The sequence below is a fragment of the Micromonospora parathelypteridis genome (genome assembly GCF_014201145.1).
In the GTDB taxonomy this organism is placed as follows: domain Bacteria; phylum Actinomycetota; class Actinomycetes; order Mycobacteriales; family Micromonosporaceae; genus Micromonospora; species Micromonospora parathelypteridis.
Genome location: NZ_JACHDP010000001.1, coordinates 1,755,063 through 1,780,826 on the forward strand (window position 1 = coordinate 1,755,063; position 25,764 = coordinate 1,780,826).

Consider the following 25,764-nt stretch of genomic DNA (forward strand, 5'->3'; position numbering starts at 1 on the left):
TGTCGGTGGTATTGGTTACCGTTGCAGGATGACCAGCGCGACGGGCTACGACGGGTTCGACGGGGCGAGCGAGTTGCTCCGCGCGCTGTCCGCGCCCATTCGGCTGGCCATCGTCAGCGAGTTGGCCGGCGGTGAGCGGTGCGTGCACGAGTTGGTGGAGAAGCTCGGCGCCGCGCAACCGCTCGTCTCCCAGCACCTGCGGGTGCTGCGCGGCGCGGGCGTGGTGCGGGGTTCGCGGCGCGGTCGGGAGATCGCCTACAGCCTGGTCGACGAGCACGTCGCGCACATCGTGGCCGACGCGGTCAGCCATGCGGGGGAGGGATCATGAGCGAGAGCAGCGCCGCGGTGCGCAACACCCGGCAGCGCTCGGCGGTGAGCGCGCTGCTGGGCGAGATGGAGGGCTTCCACAGCGCCCAGGACCTGCACGCGATGCTGCGGCAGCGCGGCGAACGGGTCGGTCTGACCACCGTCTACCGCACTCTGCAGGGGCTGGCCGACGCGGGCGAGATCGACGTGATGCGTCCGCCGGGTGGCGAGCACCTCTACCGCCGCTGCAGCGAGGGGCACCACCACCACCTGGTCTGCCGGGCCTGCGGGCGTACGGTCGAGGTGGCCGGGCCGGCCGTGGAGAGCTGGGCCGACCGGGTCGCCGCGCAGCACGGCTACACCGACATCAGCCACACCATGGAGATCTTCGGGACCTGCCCGGCCTGCTCGCATTGACTAGCCTGAGATCGTGTCAGACCTTCAGTTCAGGCCGGTCCAGCCCGTGGGTGGCGAAGCAGCCCTGCTCGACTGGCAACACGTCCACAATCTGATCATCCCCACGGCCACGCTGTCGGCCGACGAGATCGTCGTCCGCGCCCAGCGGAACATCCTCGAGGTCGCGTACGTCGAGGGGGTGGCGGTGGGTTGCTCGACGGTACGACCCCCGGAATCCGATACGGCGGCCGCGACCGTGATCGCACGGGTTCTGCCGGGAGATCGCCGGCACGGCTACGGGGAGCAGATCTACCAGCGAGGGCTGGCGAGGGCACGAGACCTCGGCGCGCAGGTCATCGACACCGTCGTCCTGGCCTCCAACGACGACGGCCTGCGGTTCGCCCGACAGCACGGCTTCGTCGAGATCGAGCGGTACGTCCTGCCCGGTGACACCGTGCCGTTCGTGGACCTCCGGCTCACCTGAGCGCGAACGCCACCCGCAGCGTGACAGGCAAACGCGGGCCAGCGCCGCCGCGCTGCGGGCCGGTTCGCCCCGGCCACCAAACGACGGGTGTCGAGCCGAGGCCGTTCGTGCAACGCTGTCCGGCGTGAAAATCTATGCCGATCGGTTTCCGACCGCCGCCCGACAGTTGCTCACCGACCTGCTCGTCGTCGCCTGGGTGTACGCGGCCATCCGCGGCGCGCTGTGGCTGCACGACCTGGTGCAGAAGCTCGCCGTACCGGGGCAGAAGCTGGAGGGCGCCGGCACCGGGCTGGCCGACAACCTGGGCGACGCCGGCAGCAAGGTCGGCCGGGTGCCGCTGGTCGGCGACGAGCTGACCGCGCCCTTCCAACGCGCCGCCGATGCCGCCCGGTCGCTCGCCGACGCCGGCCGCGACCAGCAGCACATGGTCGACCAGCTCGCCCTCGCCCTCACCATCGCGGTGCTGATCTTTCCGTTGGGTCTGGTGCTCTTCGGTTGGCTGCCACTGCGGCTCCGGTGGATGCGCCGAGCGGGGTCAGCGGCGAAGCTGGCTGCCGTCCCGGCCGGCCGGGACCTGCTCGCCCTGCGCGCGCTGGTCAGTCAGCCACTGGGTCGACTGAACCGGATCGCGCCAGACGTCGCCGAGGCGTGGCGGCGCGGCGACGACGAGACCATCGACGCGCTGGCCACGCTGGAGCTGCGTCAACTCGGCGTACGCGGTCGGGGCCGCTAAGGTCTTCGGGTGTTCTACTTCCTGATCGTCATCGCCGTCCTGCTGCTCGGCTACGCCGCCGTCCTGGTCTCCTTCGTGCGCCGGGGCAAGAAGATCCCGCCCGCGGCGTACCTGGCTCTGGCCGGGCTCAACGGCCTGATCCTGGCGGCGGTGCTGGCCTGGGCTGTCGCCCGCTGACACCTGGCGTGCGGTTGGCGGCAGGGACGGATCAGGGCTTGGGCGGGATGCGGCGGCGGACGTCCTCGGCGGTGGACGGGCCGGGCGACCAGCCGGCCACCCAGGGCAACTCGTCGGACGGAGTGATCACGCCCTCCTCCAGGCCCGCGTAACGGCCGGCGAGGATCCGCTTCGCGGCGGCGGTGTCGACCGAGTCGGTGTTGTCCCAGAGGGCGGTGAACAGGGCATCCACCCGCACCCGCGCCTGCCGGCAGAACAGGTCGGCCAGTTCGACGTTCTCCGGTCGGCTGTCCCGTTCGGCGGAAGCACGGACGCAGACCGCGGACATCGCGAACAACTCGGCGCCGATGTCCACCACACGGCCGAGGAACGCCTGCTTACGTTCCATCTTTCCCTGCCAGCGGGACATCGCGTAGAACGTCGACCGGGCCAGCTTGCGCGACGACCGCTCCACCTGTCGCAGGTGCGCGGCGAGGGGCCCGAACTCGGCGTACGCCGAAGGGCTCTGCCCCCGACCCACGGCAAGAGTGGGCAGCCACTTCGCGTAGAAGGCGCCCGCTCGGGCGCCGGCCCGTGCCTTGCGGCCCAGCCCGGCGTCGGGGTCGATGATGTCGCCAGCCACCGACAGGTGGGCGTCGACCGCCTCCCGGGCGATCAGCAGATGCATGATCTCGGTGGAGCCTTCGAAGATCCGGTTGATCCGCAGGTCGCGCAGCACCTGCTCGACGTTGGCCGGGCGTTCGCCGCGGGCGGCCAACGAGTCGGCCGTCTCGTAGCCGCGCCCGCCCCGGATCTGGATCAGCTCGTCGGCGATCGTCCAGGCCATCTCGCTGGCGTACAGCTTGACCAGGGCCGCCTCGATCCGGATGTCGTTGCGGTCGTCGTCGGCGAGCAGGCAGCAGAGGTCGAGCATGGTCTCCATGGCGTACGTGGTGGCGGCGATGAAGGAGAGCTTCTGCGCGACCGCCTCGTGCTCGCCCACCGGCCGGCCCCACTGGACCCGGTCGGCGGCCCACCCCCGGGCCACGTTCAACGACCACTTGCCGGCGCCCACGCACATCGCCGGGAGGGAGAGCCGGCCGGTGTTCAGCGTGGTCAGGGCGATCTTCAGCCCTTTGCCCTCGCCGCCGATGACGTTCTCGGTGGGCACGAACACGTCGTGGAACCGGGTGAGGCTGTTTTCCAGGCCGCGCAGGCCGACGAACTCGTTGCGCCGCTCGACGGTGATGCCCGCGCTGTCGCCGTCCACCACGAACGCGGTGATCCCACCCCGTCGCCCCTCGGTGGCCGGCACCCGGGCCATCACCACCAGCAGGGTGGCCACGATGCCGTTGGTGGCCCAGAGCTTCACCCCGTTGAGCCGGTAACCGGTGCCGTCCTCGGTCGGCTCGGCGATGGTGGCCAGCCGGGCCGGGTCGGAGCCGACGTCCGGCTCGGTGAGCAGGAACGCGGACACCTCGCCGGCGGCGAGTCGGGGCAGGAAGCTCTGCTTCTGCTCGGCGGTGCCGAACATCTTCAGCGGCTGCGGCACCCCGATCGACTGGTGCGCAGAGAGCAGCGCGCCGATGGCCGGGCTGACCGAACCGGCCAGCATCAGCGCCCGGCAGTAGTGCAGGTTGCTCAGCCCGAGCCCGCCGTACTTCCGGTCGATCTTCATGCCGAACGCACCGAGGTCGGCGAGGCCGTGGAAGACCGAGTCGGGGATGGACGCATCGCGTTCGATGGCGGCGCCGTCCACCTCGGAGTCGAGGAAGGCGCGGAACCGACCAAGGAACTCCTCGGCGCGGGCCACATCGTCCGGGTCGGACTGCGGCCACGGGTCGATCAGGTCGAGCCGGAACCGGCCGAGGAACAGCTCCTTGCCGAAGCTGGGCCGGTCCCAGGTGGACTCGCGGGCGGCCTCGGCGACCCGCCGCGCCTCCTTTTCCGAGACGTGCCCGGCCTCCGCGGGCAACGGCGCCGCAGCGCCGGCGGTGTCGGGGGTGGCGTCGGAATCGGGGCCGTCCGGTGCTTGTCGGCCGTCCTGCGTCGTGGTCACGGCTGCCCCCTCGAACCTTGGTGCGGCTGCGTTGGTATGCGCCCTCAACGCCACGCTACCCCCGGGTGTTACCCAGGGGTAGCGTTGCGTGAAGATCTGCTTCGGCCCGCTCGCCCCGCTCAGCGGCCGGCGATCTCGTCCGGGTCGTCGTCCTCGTCGTCGATGTCGTCCTCACCCCAGTTGCGCCGGGCGAACGGCAGGGCAACCCAGAACATGAGGAACCAGAGCCCGGTCAGCGCGCTGAGCACGAAGGCGATCGGCCGGTCCAGCACGAAGTCGGTGATCAGCAGCACCGCGCTGACCATCGCGATCAGCATGAAGGCGAGGCCACCGCTGGCCATCCGGTGGGCGAACCGCACCAGCTCCGGCTTGCGCCCCTGCCGGAACAGCGCCCGGTGGAACGCCACCGGCGAGATGATCATTGCGGTGGCGGCCGCCGCGGCGAGCAGCGCGACGATGTAGACGTCCCGCTGGAACTCGCTGGTCTGGGTGAATCCGTTGCTGAACGGCAGGGTGAGCAGGAAGGCGAAGAGAATCTGCACGCCGGTCTGTGCGACCCGTAACTCCTGCAACAGGTCAGCGAAATTGCGCTGCCAACGCTGCTTCTCGGTCTCCTTGGACACGCGCTACCTCCGGTGCGACGCTACTGCCGGCGGTCCCGCCCGCCGGCAGCAACGCCAATGCCCCACCCGGCCGAGCGCGAAACAAGTTCACGACACCGTCCGTTCATCGTGAGTTCGCATTTCGGCCTGGCGCGCGAGTCGATACCGGGCGACCGGGAACGCCCGCGACAGCGTCAGGACCCGCGTCGGATCCGGCCCGCGTACCGGGCCTCCAGAGCCGTGTTGTGGGCGTCACCGTCCGGGATGTTCGCCGACAGGTAGACCGGCGGCCGCTCCCCCGCCGCCAGCAACCGCGCCACCACCTCCACGGTGATCTGCTGCGCCAGCAGCGCGGCGGTGATCGAAGAGACCGCGCCGACCGCGCCACCGCCGGGAAGCGGCAGCGTCGCGTCCCCGTACGGCGCACCGTTGTCGAGCACCACGTCGGCGAGGTCGCCCAACTTGCGCCCGGACGGGTGGCGGGAGGTCATCCGGCCGGAGTGCTGCGCGGAGGTGATCGCCACCAGAGCGTGGCCGCGTTCCTTCACCAGCATGGCGAACTCCACCATCGCGCCGTTGACCCCGGAGTTCGAGGCCAGCACGAAGACGTCGGTGGGCCGCACCGGGGCCAGCTCGTAGAGGCGGTGCGCGACCTCCGGATCCCGTTCCAACATCGGACCGAGCTGCTCGGCCGGTTCGCCACCAATCAGCACCAGGTCGCGCAGCGCGATCCGGTTGGTCGGCACCAGACCGCCCGCCCGTCCGGCGATCTCCATCGCGAGGGCCTCCGAATGCCCGGTGCCGAACGCGTGCACCACGCCGTCGGCGCGTACAGCCTCGGCGATCAGGTCGGCGGCCCGCCCCACCGCCTCCCGCTGACTGGCGGCCACCTGGCCGATCGTCTCGGTCACCACGGCCAGATAGTCCTCGGCACTCAGCGTCATGCGTCCTCCGTCGTCCGATTGCGGGCCAGCCAGCGCACCGCGAAGTCGACCGCCGCCCGCTGGCGCATCAACCTGCCGGTCCCGTCGCCGACCGGTCCGGTGCGAACCGCCCCGGTGGCCTCCAGGTCCCTGCCCAACGCGTCGAAGTCGTCCGAGTCGAGCCGTACGTCCTGCCACCACACCCATTCGCGACCACCGTCGCCGGTACGCGCGGCGGCGCCCACCTGCTCGCGGGGTGCGCCCGGGCTGCGGTACTCGGCCAGGTGCAGCGAGGTGCTCTTGGAGTGGTCCACGCCCAGCAGCAACACGTCGGCGTCCAGGTCGTAGAGCCGGGCCAGCGGCGAGCCCTCGCCGAGCATGTCGCCGAGGGTGTGCCCGGCCACCACCTGCTCGGCGGCCGGCCCGAGCGCGGCGAACGACACGTGCGGATGCGAACTGCGCATCGCGCCGGGCCAGCCGCGAACCGTCTCGGCGAGCACACCCATGAACCGGCTCGGCGTGACCGCCGGGTCGAAGCCCGGCATCTCGGCGCGGATCAGCGGCCACCAGTCCGCCGGCACCGGCGGTCTGCTCCATCCCGCGGGGTCGCTGTTGTCCGGCGTGTGGGTGGGCACCACGATCGTGCCGTCGGGACCGAGCGCGTCGCGCAGGGCGAGCACCACCGCGTGCGGCCCGCCGCAGACGAATCCCAGCGGACGCAGCGCGGCGTGCACCAGCAGCGTCGCGCCGGGGCGTACGCCCAGCACGCGCAGTTGCGCGGCGATCGAGCGCCGAGTGCCCGGCCCGCTGGCGTCCGTCGTCACGATGGCCCTCCCTCGCTGACCCGCACGGTTCAGGCCGTCTTGCCGGCTCGGGCCAGGATCGCCTCGGCGAGCGGGCCTGGCGCCGTGTCCGGGATCCAGTGACTCACCCCGGGCAGCTGCACGAAGCGGTATTCACCGATGACGTTGGCCGCGCACGCCTCGGCGGCGGTCCGGCCGATGGCGACGTCCCGGTCACTCCAGACGTACGTGGTGGGCACCGCGACCGGGCCGACGCCGGCCAGGTCGGCGCGGGACATCGCCCGGTACCAGTTCAGCGCGGCGGTGAGCACCCCCGGCTCGCGCATCGGGTCGGCGTAGCGGTCCACCCGGCGCGCGTCGCCCACCCCGCCGAGCAGCTTGCGCAACGCGGTCGCGTGCCACGCCAGCAGCACCTTCTCGGCCTTGTCCGGCTTGCGGAACAGCGCGATGTACGACGAGCGGGCCTTCTGCTGGCTGTCGGTGGCCAGGGCCTGCGCCATCGCCGCCGGATGTGGCACGGACACCGCGGTCAGCGTGCGGACCCGATCCGGGTGCCCGGCGGCGACCGCCCACGCCACGATCGCTCCCCAGTCGTGGCCGACCAGGTGGACAGCGTCCAGCCCGAGGGCGTCGAGCACCGCCACCACGTCGGCGACCAGCTCGGGGATCCGGTAGTCGGCCACCCGGGCGGGTCGGGCGTCCGGCGAGTAGCCGCGCTGGTCCAGCGCGTACGTGCGCAGCCCGGCCGCGTGCAGCGTCGGCACGACGTCGTCCCATTCGCCGCTGTGCTGCGGGAAACCGTGCAGCAGCAGGGCGGGTACGCCGTCCGGCGGTCCGCCGGCGGTTACCTCGAACGTGAAACCTCGCGCGTCGACCCGCATGATCGGAAGCGTACCCAGCCGACGGCGAGTCGGTCGCTCCCCGCAGGTCAGGCGGATGCCCTGCTGGGCTGACGGCCCTGTTCGGTGTTAGCGTCAGCGAGACAACTTCACATCCGACAGGGGAGCGCACAGCGCTGAGAGTGCGGGCACGCCCGCAGACCCTCGAACCTGATCTGGGTAATGCCAGCGCAGGGAGTTCGGTCGACCTCCAGCCGCGCCGCCGTCCGGTGCCACCGGACGCGCGGCGTGCGTCTTCTCCTGGTTCGCAGTCAGAACTGGGAGCAACACATGAATTCCACCACCGACACCAGCCGCTGGCGGACCATCGACATCGTGGTCGCCTCGGTGATCGCGGTCGCCTTCGGCGTCATCTTCTGGGCGTGGGGCCTGGTCTGGAGCGCCACCGAGGGCGCGTTCGCCTTCTTCCCGCCGGCGCAGACGCTGCTCTACGGCGTCTGGCTGATGCCGGCCGTGATCGGCGGTCTGGTCATCCGCAAGCCCGGCGCCGCGCTCTACTGCGAGACGGTGGCCGCCGTCCTGTCCGCGCTGCTGGGCAGCCAGTGGGCCGGCACGGTCATCCCGCAGGGCATCGTGCAGGGCATCGGCGCCGAGTTGGCGTTCGCCGCCTTCCGGTACCGGTCGTTCCGCCTGCCGACCGCGATGCTGGCCGGCGCGCTGACCGGCCTCAGCGCCGCGCTCTTCGACTTCTTCGTCTGGAACGTCGACTACGCGCTGGCCGACTACCGCATCCCGTACGCGCTGCTCACCATCGTCAGCGCCACCGTGATCGCCGGCGCCGGCGGCTGGCTGCTGACCAGGGCCCTGGCCAACACGGGAGTCCTGGACCGCTTCCCGGTAGCCCAGGACCGCGCGCTCATCTGACCACCGCTGTCGACTGCGTTGATCAAGAGGTTTGCGTCAACGAACCGCGATTTTCTGACGCGAACCTCTTGATCAACAGGTGAGACGCGGGACGCGGGGCGCGGGGCGGCGGGGGTGCGGGGGCCGGGAGGGGGTGGGTTTGGTGGGCGAGGTTTCGCTGCGGGGGTTCGGGTGGCGGCACGCTGGGCGGCGCGCCTGGGCTGTGCGGGGCGTTGACCTGCGGGTCGAGGCTGGGGAGCGGGTCCTGCTGCTCGGGCCTTCCGGGGCCGGCAAGAGCACCCTGCTCAGCGCCCTGGCCGGGCTGCTGCCCGAGGACTCCGGCGAGCAGGAGGGCGTCGTCGAGATCGACGGGCTCGACCCGCGCAAGGGACGGGAACGGGTCGGCATCGTCTTCCAGGACCCGGAGACCCAACTGGTGATGGCGCGCTGCGGCGACGACGTCGCGTTCGGGCTGGAGAACCGCGGGGTACCGACCGACGAGATCTGGCCCCGCGTGGACGAGGCGCTGCACCGGGTCGGCTTCCCGTACCCCCGCGACCGCAACACCGCCGCGCTCTCCGGCGGCGAACAGCAACGCCTCGCCCTGGCCAGCGCGCTGGCCCTGCGCCCCGAGTTGCTGCTGCTCGACGAACCAACCGCCAACCTCGATCCGGCCGGGGCCGACCTGGTCCGACAGGCGGTGGCCGGCGCGCTGGACGCCGACACCACGCTGATCCTGGTCGAGCACCGGGTCGCCGAGGCACTACCGCTGGTCGACCGGGTGGTCGTCCTGGAACCCGGCGGCGGGGTCCGCGCGGACGGCACCCCCGAGGCGGTCTTCGCCGCGCACGGTGCCGCCCTGGCCGCCGAGGGGGTGTGGGTGCCCGGTCACCCCATCACGCCCCGGCCGGCAACCGCCGCGCCCGGGGACCTCCTGCTCACCGCCGACCGGCTCGGCCTGCCGCCCCGGCTGGGCTCCACCGACCTGGCGGTACGCGCCGGCGAGGCACTCGCCGTACGCGGACCCAACGGCGCCGGCAAGTCCACCCTGGCGTTGCTGCTCGGCGGGTTGCTCCGGCCGGGCACCGGGCGGGTCACCGCATCCGCCGAGCTGGCCGGCGCGGACCACCGCACTCCCCCGCACCGCTGGCGGGCCCCCGCGCTGGCCCGGCGGATCGGGTCGGTCTTCCAGGATCCGGAGCACCAGTTCGTCACCAGCACCGTCTTCGACGAGCTGGCGCTGGGCCCGCGCCGGACCGGTCAGCCCGAGGCGGCCGTCAAGGAGACCGTGGCCGGGCTGCTGGAACGGCTGCGCCTGGCTCGGCTCGCCGCCGCCAACCCGTACACCCTCTCCGGTGGGGAGGCGCGGCGGCTGAGCGTGGCGACCGCCCTGGCCACCGCGCCCCGCCTGCTGATCTGCGACGAACCCACCTTCGGCCAGGACCGGCGGACGTGGCAGGAACTGGTCGACCTCTTCGCCGACCTGCGCGACGCCGGGCACGGCGTGGTCGCGGTCACCCACGACGCGGACTTCGTCGCCGCGCTCGCCGACCGCACCGTCACCCTCCACCGAGCTGGCGACGGCGACCGATGATCAACATTGAGCCGGTCGCGGCGCCCGGCGCGCCGTTGGCCCGCCGCAACCCGGTGGCGAAGGTGGCCGCCGCGCTGGTCTTCTCGTTCACCCTGCTGGCCACTCTGGACCCGGTGGCGCCGGCGATCGCCATCGCGATCGAACTCGCCGTGCTGCCCCTGTTCGGCATCGGCTACCGGGTACTGGCCCGGCGGGCCCTGCCACTGCTGCTCAGCGCGGCCGGCATCCTGGTCACCCTGGTGCTCTTCGCGGCCGACCGGTCCGGCCGGGTACTCCTGGACGTCGGACCGGTGCTGGTGAGCACCGGCGTGCTGCTCACCGCGCTCGGCCTGGTGCTGCGGGTCTTCGCGGTGGCCCTGCCCGGTGTGATCGTCTTTGCGACCACCGACCCCACCGACCTGGCCGACGCGCTGATCCAGAACGCGAAGGCACCGGCCCGATTCGCCATCGGCGCGTTGGCCGCGTTCCGACTGGTGCCGCTGCTCGGTCAGGAGTGGCAGATGATCAGCATGGCCCGACGCGCGCGGGGCGTCGACGCGGGACGCAACCCGGTGGCGAAGCTGCGACTGTTCGCCTCCACCGCGTTCGCGCTGCTCGTCGGGGCGATCCGCCGGGGCACCCGCCTCGCCGTCGCGATGGACGCGCGCGGCTTCGACGCCGGTACGCCCCGAACCGTCGCCCGCCGCCAACGCTTCACCCGCGCCGACACCCTCCTCATCACCGGGGCGGTCGTACTGGCCGGCGCCGCCCTGACGACAAGCGTTCTCCTAGGCACCTTCCGCCCTCTGATCGGCTAAGCGCCCGGCCCCGCCGCCACCCGGCCCCGCGCGGTGGGCGTCCGGAGGTGATCCACTCCATGTCGCCGACCTTGCGGTATCCGCGAGGCGGGATGCCGCCACATCGGCGACATGGAGTCGATCATGCCCAGGTCCGAACATCGGACACCGGCGCTGCAAGATCGGTGGGGCGGGCAGGGCGAGGGCCGGGCGGGGTCGGGTTGGGTGGCTCAGCTGCGGCGGAAGGCGTAGCGGCGCGGTTGACCCGCTCGCTGGCTCTTGCCGCCGCCGGAGCGGCCTCCGCCGGCCTGCGGCGGTCCGGCCTTCGGTGCCGCCGGCCGTCCGGCGGTCGACGACGGGTCGACCACCGCGGACACGTCCAGCGTTGTCGGTACGTTGACCACCGGGGGTACGACCAACGCGTCGCCCACCGAGGGCACGTCGACCACCACTGGCACGTCGCTCGTCGGCACGTCGAGCGGCAGGATCGACTCGACCGGCAGAGCCGGTAGAGCCGGCCGCACCGTCAGGTCGGGGAGCGGGCCGCGCTCGGTCGCCGGGGCGGTGCCGAGCGGGGTCTTACGGGACTTTTTCGGGTTGCGCCTGGCGGGCATCCGGGCCTCCTTCGGTGCCGACCGTCACGGCCGGTCCCGCGCTGCCGGCGGTCGGTCGGATCGGCTGGTGACCGTCGCGGCGCGACGGTCGAACGCGAGAGAACTGCTCACCGGAGTCGGGCACGGCCAGCACCGCTGAACGCGGCTGGGATGCGGGACGCCCGGGAGCGCACGGACCGCGACGCGGGGCGGCGGGCCGGCTCGGAGAAGGGGCGTCAGTTGCGCATGCCCGCACACTATCGGCTCGCCGTACGTCGGCGCAGCCGATTTTTCCTGGCACCATCAGCGGCATGCTGATCGCGTTCTCGATAACCCCGCTCGGTGTCGGTGAGTCCGTCGGTGACCTGGTCGCCGACGCGGTGCGGGTGGTCCGCGACTCCGGCCTGCCCAACCGCACCGACGCCATGTTCACCACCATCGAGGGCGAGTGGGACGAGGTGATGGCGGTCGTCAAGCAGGCGGTCGACGTGGTGGCCGCGCAGGCGCCCCGGGTGAGCGTGGTGCTCAAGGCCGACATCCGACCCGGAGTGACCGACGCGCTCACCGCGAAGGTGGCGCACGTGGAGGATCGACTGGCCCAGGGCTGAGCGCCACCGGCCGGTGACCGAGCGTCGACGACACGCCCGTACCGCCGCGCACCGCGATACGGTCGCAGCACGGCAGCACAGCAGCACGACGGCGAGAGGTGGCGGCACGGATGGCTGAGCAGGCGACGGCGCAGATCGGTGTGACCGGGTTGGCGGTGATGGGCCGAAACCTGGCCCGCAACCTGGCCCGTAACGGCTTCACGGTGGCGGTGCACAACCGAACGCCTGCGCGCACTCGCAGCCTCATCGCCGAGCATGGCGACGAGGGCACGTTCGTGCCCGGCGAGACGATGGCCGAGTTCGTGGCGTCGCTGGAACGGCCCCGCGCGGTGATCGTGATGGTCAAGGCGGGCGCCCCCACCGACGCGGTGATCGACGAGTTGGTGCCGCTGCTGGAGGAGGGCGACATCATCGTCGACTGCGGCAACGCGCACTTCGCCGACACCCGCCGCCGGGAGGAGTCGCTACGCGCGCAGGGGCTGCACTTCAGCGGCACCGGTGTCTCCGGCGGTGAGGAGGGCGCGCTGCTCGGGCCGAGCATCATGCCCGGCGGCTCCACCGAGTCGTACGCCAAGCTCGGGCCGATGTTCGAGAAGATCGCCGCCCAGGTGGACGGTGTGTCCTGCTGCAGGCACATCGGGCCGGACGGCGCCGGGCACTTCGTCAAGATGGTGCACAACGGCATTGAGTACGCCGACATGCAGCTCATCGCCGAGGCGTACGACCTGCTTCGGGCCGGTCTGGGCGCGGAGCCGGCGGAGATCGCGGAGATCTTCCGCGACTGGAACAGCGGCGAGTTGGAGTCGTTCCTCATCGAGATCACGGCCGACGTGCTCGCGCACACCGACGCGGCGACGGGCCGCGCGTTCGTCGACATCGTGCAGGACCGGGCCGAGCAGAAGGGCACCGGCCGGTGGACCGTGCAGAGCGCACTGGACCTGGGCATTCCGATCACCGGGATCGCCGAGGCGACCTTCGCCCGCTCGCTCTCCGGACACGTCGACCAGCGGGAGGCCGCGCGGCGGGCGTTCCCGGACGCGGGTGAGAAGTGGCAGGTCGCGGACCGGAACGCCTTCATCGAGGACGTTCGCCGCGCGCTACTCGCCTCCAAGATCGTCGCGTACGCGCAGGGCTTCGACCACATCCGCGCCGGGAGCCAGGAGTACGACTGGAACATCGACCTCGGCGGCACGGCGACGATCTGGCGGGGCGGCTGCATCATCCGGGCGCGCTTCCTGAACCGGATCCGCGAGGCGTACGACGAGCAGCCCGACCTGCCGACGCTGCTGGTGGCGCCGTACTTCGCCGAGGCGGTCGGCGCTGGCGTGCCGAGCTGGCGGCGGGTGGTCGCCGACGCGACCCGGGCCGGTGTGCCGACGCCCGCGTTCTCGTCGTCGCTGGCGTACTTCGACGCGCTGCGCGCCGAGCGGCTGCCCGCCGCGCTGATCCAGGGTCTGCGGGACAACTTCGGTGCGCACACCTACCAGCGGGTGGACCGCGAGGGCTCGTTCCACACCACCTGGGCCGGCGACCGCACCGAGTCTCCCGCGTAGCCGGCGCGGCACGCCCCGCGCTGCCGTGATCGTGCTCGATCCTGGATGTAGTGGTCTCCCCCGATGGGGAGGCCACTACATCCATGTTCGGGCGAGATCATGGCGGCGGTGCGCGCCTTCTGGCGGTCAGGCGACGGTGGCGTGCATCTCCCAGACGAGGATCTCGGCTGGCTCGTCGGCGGTGACCCGCCGGCCGCCGGTCATGGTGAGCCGGGCCGCGTCGCCGGTGCCGAGCGGGCCGCTGCCCTCCAGGGTCACCGTGCCGTTGGGCACATACAGGTGCACGAAGGGCGCGTCGGGGATGGTGACCTCGTCGCCGGGGGCGAGCCGAGCGGCGTGCAGAGTCGCGTACCGGTTGCGGATCCGGATCGCCGACGCGCCGTCATAGCGGTCCATCCCGGATGCGACCGGCACCAGGCCGCCGCGGAGCAGTTCGTCCTCGATTTCCAGCTGCTCGTAGCCGGGGTCGACACCCTGTTCGTCGGGGAGCACCCACATCTGGACGAAGTGGACCGGGTCGGTGTGCGGCTCCTGGTTGTTGAGTCGCCAGGCGTCGTTCTTCTCGGAGTGCAGGATGCCGGTGCCGGCGCTCATCCGCTGGGCCAGGCCCGGGTAGATCACCCCGGAGTGCCCGGTGGAGTCCTGGTGCACCAGGGAGCCGCGCAGCACCCAGGTGATGATCTCCATGTCCTGGTGCGGGTGGGTCTCGAAGCCAGCCCCCGGGTGCACCACGTCGTCGTTGTTCACCAGCAGCAGACCGTGGTGTGTGTTGGCCGGGTCGTAGTGCCGGGAGAACGAGAACGAGTGCTTGGAGTCGAGCCAGGAGATCCGGGTGGCGAAGCGATCCTCACCACGGCGTACGTCGACCGCGGGGGCGGGGGCCGTCGCGGTCACCAGGCACGCTGCACGGCGTCGGGGGTCGTCGGCGCCCAGGTCAGGGCCGGGTCGCCGGTGGCCAGCTCGGCGATCTCGCCGGTACGCAGCTGCGGTGTGTGACCGAATTCGGCGCAGTGCTGTTCGGCGATCTCGGCACAGATGTCGGCCACCTGCTCACAGATCGGATCACCAAGGTCAGCCGCGTTCAACGCCATGATCATCTTGTACCGAAGGTCCCGCACATCCACCTCCATCGCCGTCGTCCCACCACCTCCGGACCCTACCCGCCCCCATCCCACAAGACCCCGGAACAACCGCACCACAAACCCAGCCCACCCCCACCGCGCCCCACCCTTGCCGCGTCGATCATGGAGCTGTGGTGGTGGACAGAAGTCGTGAAAGCGCCTGAACCGTCCACCACAACTCCATGATCGACCGCGAGGGGCAGGGCGGGGGGCAGGGCGGGGCAGGGCGGGGGCCGGGTGGGTGGGGATGGGGCGGCGCCGCCTGCACGGGGTGCGGGCGGCGCCGGGAGGGTGGGGTCTGGGGGTTAGAAGAACCTGCGGCGCTTGGCCTTCTGCGGGCGGATCAGGTCCGCACCCCTGGTCAGCAACCGGGTCGCCCCGGAGGGACCACGCCGGGCCTCCAGGGTGTGGCTGAGCCGGCGGGCACCGGCAGCCGCCAGTGGCACCGCGACCGCCATCACCGCCCACTGGGCAATGCGCTTCTGGATCATGTGGGTTCACCTCCGTCAGTGGCTTCTGACAGAGGTGATACCCAGAGTGACGTGAGGGTAAGCGCGCCGCCTCAGATGACCGGGGCGACCGGGTTGGGCAGCGCCCCGCCGAAGCGCCGGTCCCGCTGCGCGTACAACTCGCACGCATACCAGAGGTGGCGGCGATCGAAGTCGGGCCAGAGCGTGTCCAGGAAGACCAGCTCGGAGTACGCGGCCTGCCAGAGCAGGAAGTTGGAGATCCGCTCCTCCCCGGAGGGGCGCAGGAACAGGTCCACCTCCGGGATCTCCGGGTGGTAGAGGTATTTCGCCACGGTCTTTTCGTTGACCTTCGCCGGATCCAGCCGCCCGGCCGCCACGTCACGGGCGATCGCGGCGGCGGCGTCACCGATCTCGGCCTGCCCGCCGTAGTTGACGCAGAACTGCAGGGTCAACGTCGAGTTGTCGCGGGACATCTCCTCGGCGGTCTGCAGCTCGGAGATGACGCTCTTCCACAACCGCCCGGACCGACCCGACCAGACCACCCGGACGCCGAGGTCGACCAGCTGGTCGCGGCGGCGACGGATCACGTCCCGGTTGAACCCCATCAGGAACCGGACCTCGTCGGGCGAGCGCCGCCAGTTCTCCGTGGAGAAGGCGTACGCCGACAGGTACGGGATGCCCATCTCGATCGCACCCTCGATGGTGTCGAAAAGGCTGTGCTCCCCCGCCTCGTGACCCTTGGTGCGGGCCAGCCCGCGCTCCTTGGCCCAGCGACCGTTGCCGTCCATCACCACCGCCACGTGCTTCGGCACCGCCTCGGTGGGCAGCGCCGGCGGCCGGGCGCCGGACGGATGCGGTGTCGGCGGCGTCGGCTCGCGCCGGCCGGCCTTCTTCGATCGGATCACTCGGTCACTCCTTGCTCGCGCTGTCCGCCCCGGCCTCGATGTCGCCACGTGGCCGGAGCACCACGGCCCCGGTGCCTTCCGGTGGCGGGACCGTGCCGGCCGCCGAGGGACCCCGGTCGACCAGCGGCAGCGAGCGTAGCGCGCGCTCCAGGTGCCACTGCAGGTGAGCCGCGACCAGCCCACTGCACTCCCGGCGTACGCCGGAGTCGGTGGCGTCGGCGACCACCCAGTCGCCGGTGGTCAGCGCGGACATCAGATCGATGGTGGCCGGCGCGGGGTGAGCCGCCCCGGGTGGCCGACAATCCGGGCAGACCGCGCCACCGGCCGGCACGGAGAACGCCCGGTGCCGCCCGGGGGTGCCGCACACCGCGCAGGCGATCAGCGCCGGCGCCCAGCCGGCGAGGGACATCCCGCGCAGCAGGTACGCGTCGAGCACCAGGGTGGTGTCATGCTCGCCCCGGGACAGCGCCTTCAGCGCGCCCACGGTGAGCTGGAACAGCCGCAGCGACGGCTCCCGCTCGACCGGGGTCAGCCGCTCCGCCGTCTCGGCGATCGCACTGGCCGCCGTGTAGCGGGGGTAATCCCCCAGGAACCGCTTGCCGTACAGCTCGATGCCCTCGACCTGGCTGACGGTGTGCAGTGAGCTGCCGTGGTTGCCCTTCGGGTCACCGGCGAGCTGGAGGTCGACGTGGCCGAACGGCTCCAACCGGGCACCGAACTTGCTGGTGGTGCGGCGGATGCCCCGGGCCACCGCGCGCAGCCGGCCGTGCCGGCGGGTGAGCAGGGTGATGATCCGGTCAGACTCGCCGAGTTTCTGCACACGCAGCACCACCGCGTCGTCGCGGTAGAGCTGTCGGCGATACCCGGCCATCGGGCCATTCTCCCTCGGGGTGTGAAATCAGGGTTGGTTCGGGGTGGACGCGCGGCTGAACCCCGATGCGCCGGGCTCTCGCTCGGCCGTAGCGTGCTGGCCATGGCACTGCACCGGACCACCACCCCCCGCCGCCGTCGCGTCGTCACTCCCGTCGCGCTGGGGCTCGCCACCACCCTCATCGTGCTCGCCGGGTGCGACAACCTGTCGTTCCGCCGGCTCGACTACGACAACACCGAGGAAGTCCAGGTCACCACGATCCGACTGTCGGGTGGTGCGGGCGACGTGGTGGTCCGCGGCACCGGCCCGGCGTCCCAGGTGCGGATCAAGCGGGTGGTGCGCTACCAGGGCGGTGAACCCGACAACGCCCGGTACGAGATCAAAGGCAGCGAGCTGGTGCTGGACACCGACTGCGGCTCGCGGTGCAGCATCTCCTACGAGGTGACGGTGCCGGAGGGCGTGACGGTGCAGGGCGAGACCAGCTCCGGCAACATCGAGCTGAGCCGGGTCGGCGCGGTGGACGTGCGGCTGAGCTCGGGCGACGTGCGGGTCTCCGGTGCGTCTGGCGCGCTCGGGGTGGAGACCCAGTCCGGCAACATCGAGGTGAGCGAGGCCGCCGCCGCGGTACGGCTGCGCGCCTCGTCCGGAGACATCAGCGCACGCCGGCTGAGCGGCACGGTCGACGCGGAGGCCACCTCCGGCAACGTCAACGTCGAGCTGGACAAGCCCGCCTCGGCCCGGGTCCACGCGTCCAGCGGTGACGTCACGCTGCTGGTGCCGGAGGGCAGCTACCGGGTCCGGTCCAACGCCGACTCCGGCGACAAGACCGTCACCGTCGCCGACAACCCGGCGGCGTCCCTGGTCCTCGACGGTTCGGCCAGCAGCGGCAACCTCACGATCCGCCAGCGTTGATCTCGACGCTGGCGGATTCCCCGGCCACCCGCTGCGCCGGTACCACCGTTCGTTCGCCGGTCGCCTCCGCCGCCCCGGCGGACGGGACCGGGCCGCCGGGGATCAGCTCCGGGCGGCGACGGGCGGCGACGTCCTCGACCCAGCCGATGGCCAAGGTGACCAGCCCGACCAGCGCGAAGACCAGCAGCACCCGAATGGCCAACCCCACCGGCTGCCGAGGGGACCAACCCACCACGCTGACCAGCGGGGTGAGCGCCACCACGAACGGCATGTGCCAGAGGTAGATGGTGAGCGCCCGTCGGTTGACCACGGTCACCGCCCGGTCGAACAGTCGGCTGCGACCCAGCCAGCCCACCCCGGACGGTGCCCGACCCAACACGATCAGGATGAACGCGGCCGACCAGAGGGCGTTGCCCAGGTGGTTGTCGTTCAGGTCGTACCCGCGGGGACCGGGATGCCCGACGATCCAGGCGCCGCCGCCGACCGCGAGTGCGAGTGCCAGCGGGTAGAGCAACCAGCCGGAGAGCCGGCGCAGCATCCCGGCGTGATGGGCGAAGCCGAGCATCCACGCTCCGAAATAGAGCCCGAACTCACGCAGCACCGGCGGCGCCGCCGGGTAGATCCCCGCCTCGATCGCCACCAGCAGGAGGTACGGCGCCAGCAGGGTGAGCAGAGGGGCACGCCGGAACAGCCAGAACGCGACAGGTGAGGCGAGCACGAACCACAGGTAGTCGCGCAGGTACCAGATGATGCTCAGCGCCAGGGCACCCCAGTTGTTGGCGGGCGGGTCGGCGATCGGAAACAGCCACAGCAGAACTCGGGGTGTCAGCGCCATCCCGCTGAGCAGCATGGCCGGTACGAAGACCACGGCGAGCACCCAGAGCGACGGCAGCAGTCGGCGCAGTCGACGCCCGACCGCCGCCGGCCCGGAGCGGGTCAGCGACGCGGCCATCAGCGAACCGGCCAGCGCGAACATCACCGACATGGCGGGGAAGACGAGGGTGAGGGTCGCGTACCCGGTGACGTGGTAGACGATCACTCGGACGATGGCCAGGAAACGGAGCAGATCGAGATACCTGTTGCGCATCAGCCTGCATCTCGGTCGGGGACGCGGGGCATACCTCCCCTACCCTGCGCGGCTCCCACACCAAACGGCCGCGACCCCCACCCAAACGTGAACTTCCCCATCTGCCCGACCGAAGACGATCATGTCGCCGGCCGGGCACCCGCCTCGGCGGGGTAGGTCAGAAGCCCAGCTTGCGCAACTGCTTCGGGTCGCGCTGCCAGTCCTTCGCGACCCGCACGTGCAGGTCGAGATAGACCCGGCCGCCCAGCAACTCCTCGATCTGCCGGCGGGCGTTGGTGCCGACCTCCTTGAGGCGGCTCGCCTTGTGACCGAGCACGATGGCCTTCTGGCTGGGCCGCTCCACGTACAGGTCGGCGTAGATCTTCATGACCTGACCCTCAGGGATCATCTCCTCCACCACCACGGCGATGGAGTGCGGCAGCTCGTCGCGGACCCCCTCCAGGGCGGCTTCCCGGATCAGCTCCGCGACCAGCACCTGCTCGGGATCGTCGGTCAGCATGTCGTCCGGGTAGAGCTGCGGCGACGGCGGCAGGTATTTGGTCATCACATCGACGAGCGTGTCCACCTGGTGCCCGGAGACCGCGCTCACCGGCACGATCTCGGCGAACTCCCCCATCTCGCTGACCGCGAGCAACTGCTCCGCCAGGCGACGCTTGTCCACCAGGTCGGTCTTGGTGACCACCGCCAGCACGGTCGCCTTCAGCTCGGCCAGCTCACCGCTGATGAACCGGTCGCCGCGCCCGACCGGCTCGTCGGCCGGGATGCAGAGGCCGATCACGTCGACCTCCGTCCAGGTCGACCGGACCAGATCATTGAGGCGCTCGCCGAGCAGGGTACGGGGACGGTGCAGACCTGGCGTGTCGACCAGGACCAGCTGCGATTCCGGACGGTGCAGCACGGCCCGGATGACGTGCCGGGTGGTCTGCGGCTTGTTCGAGGTGATCGCGATCTTGGTGCCGACGATGGCGTTGGTCAGCGTCGACTTGCCCGCGTTGGGCCGGCCGACGAAGCAACCGAAACCGGCCCGGTACGGCCGTGCCTGCGGGTCCTGCACGGGGCTCACTGAGTCACCGTGCCGAGGATCGTGCCGTCCGGGGCGGCCACGTGGATCGGCGCGTCCACCGCGAGGTCCCGTACCGCCGCATGCCCGGCGCCGTCCAGGGTCGAAGCCTCGGTCACCACCGCCGCGGCCTCCAGCCGGCTCGCCCCGGCCGCCACGGCCGACGCGACCGCCAACTGCAACGCGGTGAGGGTCAGCGAGGGCAGCGCGACACTGGCCGCGGCGTACGTCCGGCCGTCCTGATCCCGGACCGCGGCGCCCTCTACGGCGCCGACCCGTCCGCGTGCTCCCCGGGCCAGGACGACGAGTTTGCCGTCCTCGGCGCTCAGCGCGGCCGACGCGGTGGGGGCGGGCCGGGCGGCAGGCGCGGCGGGTGTGTCAGGCATCGGCGGATTGCCTCTCGTCGTCTCGATAGTTGTTCGTGTCGTGCCCGGGGCCGGCGTGCTCGCCGCGCCCCGCAGTGTCCTGCTCCTGGCCCGACTCCACCCGGCTGACCAGGACGGTGTCGATCCGGTTGCGTCGGCCGGTGGTGCCCTCGGCGACCAGCCGGAGACCGGCGACCTCGACCTCCGCGCCGGGGATCGGCACGCGTCCCAGCGACTGGGCCAGCAGGCCACCGACCGTCTCCACCTCGTCCGTGGGCAGATCGGTGTCGAACATCTCGCCCAGAGTCTCCACCGGCAGGCGGGCGGTCACCCGCACCGAGGAGTCCGCCAGACGTTCGACGGGCGGGCGTTCGACATCGTACTCGTCGGTGATCTCACCGACGATTTCCTCCAGGATGTCCTCGATGGTGACCAGACCGCCGGTGCCGCCGTATTCGTCGACCACGATGACCAGGTGGTTGCGGGCCGCCTGCATCTCCGACAGCAGGTCGTCGACCGGCTTGGACTCCGGTACGAAGGTCGCCGGACGCATCAGCTCGGCCACCGGCAACTGCTCGGCCTCCGGGTCTCCGCCGCGGGAGCGCCGGATCAGATCCTTGAGGTAGAGCACACCGAGCACGTCGTCGACGCTCTCGCCGATCACCGGGATGCGGGAGAAACCGGAACGCAGGAAGAGCACCAACGCCTGCGCGAGCGTCTTGCCTTCCTCGATCCACACCATCTCGGTACGCGGCACCATCACCTCGCGGGCGATGGTGTCACCGAGCGCGAAGACCGAGTGGATCATCTGACGCTCGCCGTGCTCGACCACACCGCGCTGCTCGGCCAGGTCGACCAGCTCACGCAACTCGACCTGGCTGGCGAAGGGCCCCTCCCGGAAGCCGCGCCCCGGGGTCACCGCGTTGCCGATCAGGATCAGCAGCGACGCGAGCGGGTTGAGCGCCCGGCCCAGCCAGCGGACCAATGGCGCCACCGCTCGACCCACGGCGTACGCGTGCTGCCGGCCGATGGTGCGCGGAGCGACGCCGACCACCACGAAGCTGACCACGGTCATCGCGCCGGCGGTCACCAGAGCGGCCCGCCAGCCGGCGCCGAAGCTGTCCACCGCGACCAGCGCCACCAGTGTGGTGGCGGTCAGCTCGGCGAGCAGCCGCAACAGCAGGAGCAGATTGAGGTGCCGGACGACGTCGCCGGCGACGACCTGGAGGGTGCGCGCGCCCCGCACGCCGTCGCGGGCCAGCTCGGCAGCCCGGGCTGGCGAGACCGCGGCGAGCGCCGCCTCGGTCATCGCGATCAGACCGGCCAACACCACCAAGCCGGCCGCGAAGACGATCAGCTGCAGGTCGGGAAGGCCGGCGGTGGCGCCGGCCGCCAGTAACGGAGGAGTGGACATCACTGGGTGCGGGTCGACCGCCAGCTCGTGAGCAGGCGAGCCTGGAGAGCGAACATCTCCCGCTCCTCCTCCGGCTCGGCGTGGTCGTAGCCGAGCAGGTGCAGCACCCCGTGCACGGTGAGCAGGTGCAGCTCGTCGGCCGGTGCGTGCCCGGCGGTCGCCGCCTGCTTGGCCGCGACCTCCGGGCAGAGCACGATGTCGCCGAGCAGGGCGGGCTCGCCGCCGGCGGGCGCGGACTCACCCGGGCCGTGATCGACGCTGCCCTCGTCCATGGGGAAGGCGAGCACGTCGGTCGGGCCGTCGCCACCCATCCAGCGGTGGTTCAGCTCGGTCATGTAGTCGATGTCGACCAGCAGCACGGACAGCTCGGCGAGGGGGTTGACCCCCATCTCGTCGAGGGCGTGCCGGGCGACGGCGAGCACGGCGTCGGTGTCGACCTCGACACCGGACTCGTTGGCGATCTCGATGGACAACTGCTTTCCTCTGCTTTAGCGGCGACGGCCGGCACGGCCGCCCTGGGCGGGTCGCCCCGGCACGGCGTGAACGCCCTGCGCCTGCTGATTCTCCCGCTCGGCGTCCCAGCGGGCGTACGCGTCGACGATCTCCCCGACCAGCCGGTGACGGACCACGTCGGAGCTGGACAACTGGGCGAAGTGCACGTCGTCGACGTTTTCCAGGATCTCCCGAACGACCCGCAGGCCGCTGCTGGTCCCGCCGGGAAGGTCCACCTGGGTGATGTCACCGGTCACGACGATCTTGGAGTTGAAGCCGAGCCGGGTGAGGAACATCTTCATCTGCTCGGGCGTCGTGTTCTGTGCCTCGTCCAGGATGATGAACGCGTCGCTGAGGGTCCTACCGCGCATGTACGCGAGTGGCGCGACCTCGATCGTCCCCTGGGCCATCAGCTTCGGGATCGTCTCCGGGTCGAGCATCTCGTGCAGCGCGTCGTAGAGCGGGCGCAGGTACGGGTCGATCTTCTCGTTGAGCGTGCCGGGCAGGAAGCCCAGGCGCTCGCCCGCCTCCACCGCCGGCCGGGTCAGGATGATCCGGTTGACCTGCTTGGCCTGCAACGCCTGGACGGCCTTCGCCATGGCCAGGTAGGTCTTTCCGGTGCCGGCCGGGCCGATGCCGAAGACGATGGTGTTGGAGTCGATCGCGTCGACGTACCGCTTCTGCCCAAGCGTCTTGGGGCGGATGGTGCGCCCGCGATGGGAGAGGATGTTGAGCGTCAGAACCTCGGCGGGCCGCTCGGCACTGCCCTGCTCGAGCATGCCGACGGTACGCCGGACGGCGTCAGTGGTCAGGGTCTCGCCTTTCTCGATGAGTTCGAGCAGCTCACTGAAGACCCGCTCGGCGAGGGCGTTGTCCGCGGGCTCACCGGTGATGGTGATCTCGTTGCCGCGTACGTGCACGTCACTGTTGACCGAGCGTTCGACGAGTCGGAGGATCTCGTCGCCTGCGCCGAGCAGATTGACCATGATCTTCGGGTCGGGCACGGTGATCCTGGTCTGCACCCGGGGCGGGCCGGGAGGTGGGGTGCCGGTCATAGGTCGGGCCGAAGGGCCCTGCGCCACCTGCTCTCGATCTCGAAGCCGGCTCTGCTGGCACGGCGTGCGGACGTTCCACCCATCGTATCGGGTCAACGCAGGGCGCATCGCGCCCATTTCCGCTGGCCGCGATCAACTCCCGGCCCGGAAGTCGTACCGGTCGAAGGTCTCCTGGTGACGGGTGAACCGGTACGTCGCCCAGTGCATCCGGACCACCGCGCCGGTCTCGTCCCGGGTCAGCCGCAGCAGCTCACCGACCTCCCGACCGGAGACCGTGCGGAACACGTCCGGCTGGTCCGGCAGTGGGGTGAAGATCGCCGGTGGGCGTCCGGCGGGGTCGCCGACCCCCCGCGCCCGCAGGGCGCCGTCGTGCCAGGAGAAGACGTACTCGAAGCCCTCGCCCCACCAGCGTCCGAGCACTCCCCGCAGGGCCGCCGGGGCGGGTGCGCCGGGCCGCCACGGCTCGATCTCGGCCGGGTCGTGCTCGACCGCCGCCGCGAGCAGCCGGTGCGGCAGATCGAACACCTCGGCCGCCGTGCCGGACGAGCCGAGCACCGCGGCACCCATCGCGCCGGCCGTGCCGTCGCCTCCTCGCCGGCCGTACGCTCCGGCGAGGAAACCGGGCATCGCCCCGTCGTGCCCCACGTGCACCACCCGATCCCCCTGTGGGACCAGGATCAGCCCGAGACCGAAGCCCGCGCCCCAGAGCGTCTCGTCGGTGGTGGTCACCGGCCAGCGCATCTCGTCCAGCGTGGCGGGAGCGAGGACCGCGCCGGCCGGGTCCAGCGCGGCCGGGTCGGCGAGGAACGCCGCCCAGCGGGCCATGTCGGTCGCGGTGCTCCAGAGCTGGGCGGCCGGACCGACCGCGCCGAAATCGGTCGGCGGCTCCGGGTGTGCCTCGTCGGAGTACGCGTCGACCAGGAATCCGGTGGCCGCCGTCGGCCGAGGGGTCACCGTGGTGTCGGTCAGCCCCAGCGGCGTCAGGACCCGCTCGGTGAGCGACTGCGCCCAGCTCTCGCCGCGCAGCCGGGCGACGAGTTGCCCGAGCACGGCCATGCCCAGGTTGGAGTAGTGGAACCGGCGGCCCGTCGGCAGCACCCGCTCGGCCCGGTCCAGCTCAGCCAGCAACTGCTCGGCGTCCGGCGCGCGCAGGCTGTCCCAGACGTCGCCGAACGGCTCGCGTTGCAGGCCACCGGTGTGCGACAGCAACCGGCGGACGGTCAGCTCGCCGTGTGCGGGGAGATCCAGGTGCCGGCCGATCGGGTCGTCCAGGTCCAGCAGCCCGTCGTCGCGGCACTGCAGCGTGAGCACCGCGGTGAAGGTCTTGGTGATCGAGCCGATCCGGAACTGGGTGCCCGGCCCCAGCGGGTCGTCGGTGCCGGTCGCGCCGATGGTGCAGGTCCAGAGCGGTCGGTCGGCCCGGTGCAGCGCCGCCGACACCGCCGGCACCCGCGCATCGGCCTGCACCCGCCGGACCAGCCGGCCCAGGCGCTCGTCCACGCGACTACCGGGTTCGCTCATGCCAGGTTCCGAGCGAGCATCGGGCCGAGCGGTGCGCCGCCGAGCAGATGTGCGTGCACGTGGAACACCTCCTGACCGCCGTACGCGCCGGTGTTGAACATCAACCGGAACCCGTCGCCGAGCAGGCCCTCGTCCTCGGCCACCGCGGCCGACGTCGCCAGCACGTCCGCGGCCAACGCCGGGTCACCCTGGGCGAGCGTGGCGATGTCCGCGTAGTGCTCCTTCGGAATGACCAGGACGTGCACCGGCGCCTTCGGGTCGATGTCACGGAAGGCGAGCGTGGTGTCGGTCTCCCGGACCACGGTGGCCGGAATCTCCCCGGCGACGATGCGGCAGAACAGGCAGTCGGATCCCATCCGGGCAGTGTAAGGAAAAGACTGCTGAGGCAGGATGGCCGGCATGACGGATCGAGCGGTACTCGTGACCGGTGCTTCGCGCGGAATCGGCCGGGCGGTGGCGACGGCGTTCGCGACAGGTGGTGACCGGGTGGCGATCCACCACCGCGACTCCGGCGACGCGGCCGAGGAACTGCGCGCGCAACTGCCCGGCACCGGGCACGTGGTGGTCCGCGCCGACCTCACCGACCCGGACGCGGTCCGGGCCATGGTCGACCGGTCCGCCGAACTGCTCGGCGGGCTGGACGTGCTGGTCAACAACGCCGGGATGTACGGCGACCGGGACGACCCGCACCCCATCTTCGGCGCGTCCTACGAGCAGTGGCAGAAGCGCTGGCGGCAGGTGCTGGAGACCAACCTGACCGGTGCGGGAAACGTCACCTGGTGCGCTGCCCAGCACATGCGGGAACGCGGCGGTCGGATCGTCAACGTCTCGTCCCGAGGCGCCTTCCGCGGCGAGCCGGACCAGCCGGCGTACGGCGCCAGCAAGGCGGGACTGAACGCGCTGGGCCAGTCCCTCGCCGTGGCGCTCGCGCCGTACGGCATCGCGGTCGCCACCGTCGCGCCGGGCTTCGTGGCGACCGACATGGTCGCCGAGCGCCTGGGCGGCGAGCAGGGCGCGGCCATCCGGGCGCAGAGCCCGTTCGACCGGGTGGCCCGACCGGAGGAGATCGCCGCCGCGGTGCACTGGCTGGCCTCGCCGGAGGCCGAGTGGGCCTCCGGCACGATCGTCGACCTCAACGGCGCTTCCTACCTGCGCAGCTGAAC

At 71.6% G+C, this 25,764-nt stretch carries 31 protein-coding genes and 1 riboswitch; of the genes, 12 read left to right on the top strand and 19 right to left on the bottom strand.

Annotated elements, in window-relative coordinates; translation table 11 throughout:
• Nucleotides 1–28: 28 nt before the first annotated feature.
• The 5 genes from HNR20_RS07460 (at nt 29) to HNR20_RS07480 (ending at nt 2,096) form a co-directional block, all read left to right on the top strand.
• Nucleotides 29–328: an ArsR/SmtB family transcription factor gene (locus tag HNR20_RS07460; RefSeq protein WP_030338189.1), complete on the top strand. Its 300-nt coding sequence runs from the start codon at nt 29–31 to the stop codon at nt 326–328.
• Nucleotides 325–723, top strand: coding sequence for a Fur family transcriptional regulator (locus HNR20_RS07465; protein WP_184177646.1), 399 nt, complete (start codon nt 325–327; stop codon nt 721–723). Before HNR20_RS07460 ends, HNR20_RS07465 begins: the two co-directional genes overlap by 4 nt.
• A gap of 13 nt (nt 724–736) precedes the next feature.
• Entirely contained in the window at nt 737–1,186 is a 450-nt protein-coding gene (locus HNR20_RS07470; RefSeq protein WP_184177648.1) for a GNAT family N-acetyltransferase, read from the top strand.
• Between the two features lie 124 nt (nt 1,187–1,310).
• Nucleotides 1,311–1,919, top strand: coding sequence for a hypothetical protein (locus HNR20_RS07475; RefSeq protein WP_184177650.1), 609 nt, complete (start codon nt 1,311–1,313; stop codon nt 1,917–1,919).
• 9 nt (nt 1,920–1,928) lie between these two features.
• The gene (locus tag HNR20_RS07480; protein ID WP_184177652.1) at nt 1,929–2,096 is read left to right on the top strand and encodes a hypothetical protein; all 168 of its coding nucleotides are present in this window, start codon (nt 1,929–1,931) and stop codon (nt 2,094–2,096) included.
• 31 nt (nt 2,097–2,127) lie between these two features.
• Here HNR20_RS07480 and HNR20_RS07485 read toward each other — a convergent pair whose 3' ends face one another.
• From HNR20_RS07485 to HNR20_RS07505, 5 genes are all read right to left on the bottom strand, one after another.
• Nucleotides 2,128–4,134, bottom strand: a complete 2,007-nt coding sequence (locus HNR20_RS07485; RefSeq protein ID WP_184177654.1) for an acyl-CoA dehydrogenase family protein — start codon at nt 4,132–4,134, stop codon at nt 2,128–2,130.
• A 119-nt stretch (nt 4,135–4,253) separates the two neighbouring features.
• Nucleotides 4,254–4,757, bottom strand: a complete 504-nt coding sequence (locus HNR20_RS07490) for a DUF6328 family protein (protein WP_184177656.1) — start codon at nt 4,755–4,757, stop codon at nt 4,254–4,256.
• Nucleotides 4,758–4,930: 173 nt separating this feature from the next.
• Nucleotides 4,931–5,680, bottom strand: a complete 750-nt coding sequence (locus HNR20_RS07495; RefSeq protein ID WP_184177659.1) for a sugar isomerase domain-containing protein — start codon at nt 5,678–5,680, stop codon at nt 4,931–4,933.
• A complete protein-coding gene (locus HNR20_RS07500; protein ID WP_184177661.1) occupies nt 5,677–6,483 on the bottom strand; it encodes an AAC(3) family N-acetyltransferase in 807 nt (268 codons plus the stop codon). Before HNR20_RS07500 ends, HNR20_RS07495 begins: the two co-directional genes overlap by 4 nt.
• A gap of 29 nt (nt 6,484–6,512) precedes the next feature.
• Nucleotides 6,513–7,343 (bottom strand): alpha/beta fold hydrolase, encoded by an 831-nt coding sequence (locus tag HNR20_RS07505; protein ID WP_184177663.1) that lies wholly within the window; start codon nt 7,341–7,343, stop codon nt 6,513–6,515.
• Between the two features lie 108 nt (nt 7,344–7,451).
• Nucleotides 7,452–7,556: riboswitch (TPP riboswitch) on the top strand.
• A 75-nt stretch (nt 7,557–7,631) separates the two neighbouring features.
• Here HNR20_RS07505 and HNR20_RS07510 point away from each other — a divergent pair.
• The 3 genes from HNR20_RS07510 (at nt 7,632) to HNR20_RS07520 (ending at nt 10,595) form a co-directional block, all read left to right on the top strand.
• Nucleotides 7,632–8,225: an ECF transporter S component gene (locus HNR20_RS07510; protein ID WP_184177665.1), complete on the top strand. Its 594-nt coding sequence runs from the start codon at nt 7,632–7,634 to the stop codon at nt 8,223–8,225.
• Between the two features lie 142 nt (nt 8,226–8,367).
• On the top strand, nt 8,368–9,798 hold the full coding sequence (locus HNR20_RS07515) for an ABC transporter ATP-binding protein (RefSeq protein WP_184177667.1): 1,431 nt from the start codon (nt 8,368–8,370) through the stop codon (nt 9,796–9,798).
• Entirely contained in the window at nt 9,795–10,595 is an 801-nt protein-coding gene (locus HNR20_RS07520; RefSeq protein ID WP_184177669.1) for an energy-coupling factor transporter transmembrane component T family protein, read from the top strand. Before HNR20_RS07515 ends, HNR20_RS07520 begins: the two co-directional genes overlap by 4 nt.
• Before the next feature lie 209 nt (nt 10,596–10,804).
• Here the strand turns inward: HNR20_RS07520 and HNR20_RS07525 are convergent, their stop codons facing one another.
• Entirely contained in the window at nt 10,805–11,188 is a 384-nt protein-coding gene (locus HNR20_RS07525) for a hypothetical protein (protein WP_184177671.1), read from the bottom strand.
• Nucleotides 11,189–11,478: 290 nt separating this feature from the next.
• Here HNR20_RS07525 and HNR20_RS07530 point away from each other — a divergent pair, with 290 nt between their 5' ends.
• Both HNR20_RS07530 and gnd read left to right on the top strand, forming a co-directional pair.
• Nucleotides 11,479–11,775: an MTH1187 family thiamine-binding protein gene (locus HNR20_RS07530; RefSeq protein ID WP_184177673.1), complete on the top strand. Its 297-nt coding sequence runs from the start codon at nt 11,479–11,481 to the stop codon at nt 11,773–11,775.
• A 110-nt stretch (nt 11,776–11,885) separates the two neighbouring features.
• Nucleotides 11,886–13,328 (top strand): NADP-dependent phosphogluconate dehydrogenase, encoded by a 1,443-nt coding sequence (gene gnd, locus HNR20_RS07535; protein WP_184177675.1) that lies wholly within the window; start codon nt 11,886–11,888, stop codon nt 13,326–13,328.
• A 126-nt stretch (nt 13,329–13,454) separates the two neighbouring features.
• Here gnd and HNR20_RS07540 read toward each other — a convergent pair whose 3' ends face one another.
• The 5 genes from HNR20_RS07540 to recO form a co-directional block, all read right to left on the bottom strand.
• Nucleotides 13,455–14,222: a pirin family protein gene (locus tag HNR20_RS07540; protein WP_229687217.1), complete on the bottom strand. Its 768-nt coding sequence runs from the start codon at nt 14,220–14,222 to the stop codon at nt 13,455–13,457.
• The gene (locus HNR20_RS07545) at nt 14,219–14,446 is read right to left on the bottom strand and encodes a thioredoxin reductase (protein WP_229687218.1); all 228 of its coding nucleotides are present in this window, start codon (nt 14,444–14,446) and stop codon (nt 14,219–14,221) included. Before HNR20_RS07545 ends, HNR20_RS07540 begins: the two co-directional genes overlap by 4 nt.
• Nucleotides 14,447–14,754: 308 nt before the next feature.
• On the bottom strand, nt 14,755–14,940 hold the full coding sequence (locus HNR20_RS07550) for a hypothetical protein (protein WP_088988090.1): 186 nt from the start codon (nt 14,938–14,940) through the stop codon (nt 14,755–14,757).
• Between the two features lie 71 nt (nt 14,941–15,011).
• Nucleotides 15,012–15,824, bottom strand: coding sequence for an isoprenyl transferase (locus HNR20_RS07555; RefSeq protein WP_184177677.1), 813 nt, complete (start codon nt 15,822–15,824; stop codon nt 15,012–15,014).
• A gap of 4 nt (nt 15,825–15,828) precedes the next feature.
• Nucleotides 15,829–16,695, bottom strand: coding sequence for a DNA repair protein RecO (gene recO / locus HNR20_RS07560; RefSeq protein ID WP_184177679.1), 867 nt, complete (start codon nt 16,693–16,695; stop codon nt 15,829–15,831).
• 102 nt (nt 16,696–16,797) lie between these two features.
• Here recO and HNR20_RS07565 point away from each other — a divergent pair, with 102 nt between their 5' ends.
• Nucleotides 16,798–17,607: a DUF4097 family beta strand repeat-containing protein gene (locus HNR20_RS07565; RefSeq protein WP_184177681.1), complete on the top strand. Its 810-nt coding sequence runs from the start codon at nt 16,798–16,800 to the stop codon at nt 17,605–17,607.
• Here HNR20_RS07565 and HNR20_RS07570 read toward each other — a convergent pair.
• The 8 genes from HNR20_RS07570 to HNR20_RS07605 form a co-directional block, all read right to left on the bottom strand.
• Nucleotides 17,588–18,694 carry an acyltransferase family protein gene (locus tag HNR20_RS07570; RefSeq protein ID WP_184177683.1) on the bottom strand — a complete coding sequence of 369 codons (1,107 nt, stop codon included), beginning with the start codon at nt 18,692–18,694 and terminating at the stop codon, nt 17,588–17,590. The genes HNR20_RS07565 and HNR20_RS07570 overlap by 20 nt on opposite strands.
• A gap of 157 nt (nt 18,695–18,851) precedes the next feature.
• Nucleotides 18,852–19,748, bottom strand: coding sequence for a GTPase Era (gene era / locus HNR20_RS07575; RefSeq protein ID WP_373291061.1), 897 nt, complete (start codon nt 19,746–19,748; stop codon nt 18,852–18,854).
• A 5-nt stretch (nt 19,749–19,753) separates the two neighbouring features.
• Nucleotides 19,754–20,140 carry a cytidine deaminase-like protein gene (locus tag HNR20_RS07580; protein WP_184177687.1) on the bottom strand — a complete coding sequence of 129 codons (387 nt, stop codon included), beginning with the start codon at nt 20,138–20,140 and terminating at the stop codon, nt 19,754–19,756.
• Entirely contained in the window at nt 20,133–21,557 is a 1,425-nt protein-coding gene (locus HNR20_RS07585; RefSeq protein WP_184188129.1) for a hemolysin family protein, read from the bottom strand. Before HNR20_RS07585 ends, HNR20_RS07580 begins: the two co-directional genes overlap by 8 nt.
• Entirely contained in the window at nt 21,533–22,006 is a 474-nt protein-coding gene (gene ybeY / locus HNR20_RS07590) for an rRNA maturation RNase YbeY (protein ID WP_110562700.1), read from the bottom strand. Before ybeY ends, HNR20_RS07585 begins: the two co-directional genes overlap by 25 nt.
• A gap of 15 nt (nt 22,007–22,021) precedes the next feature.
• Entirely contained in the window at nt 22,022–23,080 is a 1,059-nt protein-coding gene (locus tag HNR20_RS07595) for a PhoH family protein (protein WP_184177689.1), read from the bottom strand.
• A 132-nt stretch (nt 23,081–23,212) separates the two neighbouring features.
• Nucleotides 23,213–24,601 (bottom strand): serine hydrolase domain-containing protein, encoded by a 1,389-nt coding sequence (locus tag HNR20_RS07600; RefSeq protein WP_184177691.1) that lies wholly within the window; start codon nt 24,599–24,601, stop codon nt 23,213–23,215.
• Nucleotides 24,598–24,957, bottom strand: coding sequence for a histidine triad nucleotide-binding protein (locus tag HNR20_RS07605; RefSeq protein ID WP_184177692.1), 360 nt, complete (start codon nt 24,955–24,957; stop codon nt 24,598–24,600). Before HNR20_RS07605 ends, HNR20_RS07600 begins: the two co-directional genes overlap by 4 nt.
• Before the next feature lie 43 nt (nt 24,958–25,000).
• Here HNR20_RS07605 and HNR20_RS07610 point away from each other — a divergent pair, with 43 nt between their 5' ends.
• Nucleotides 25,001–25,762, top strand: coding sequence for an SDR family NAD(P)-dependent oxidoreductase (locus HNR20_RS07610; RefSeq protein WP_184177694.1), 762 nt, complete (start codon nt 25,001–25,003; stop codon nt 25,760–25,762).
• Nucleotides 25,763–25,764: the final 2 nt, after the last annotated feature.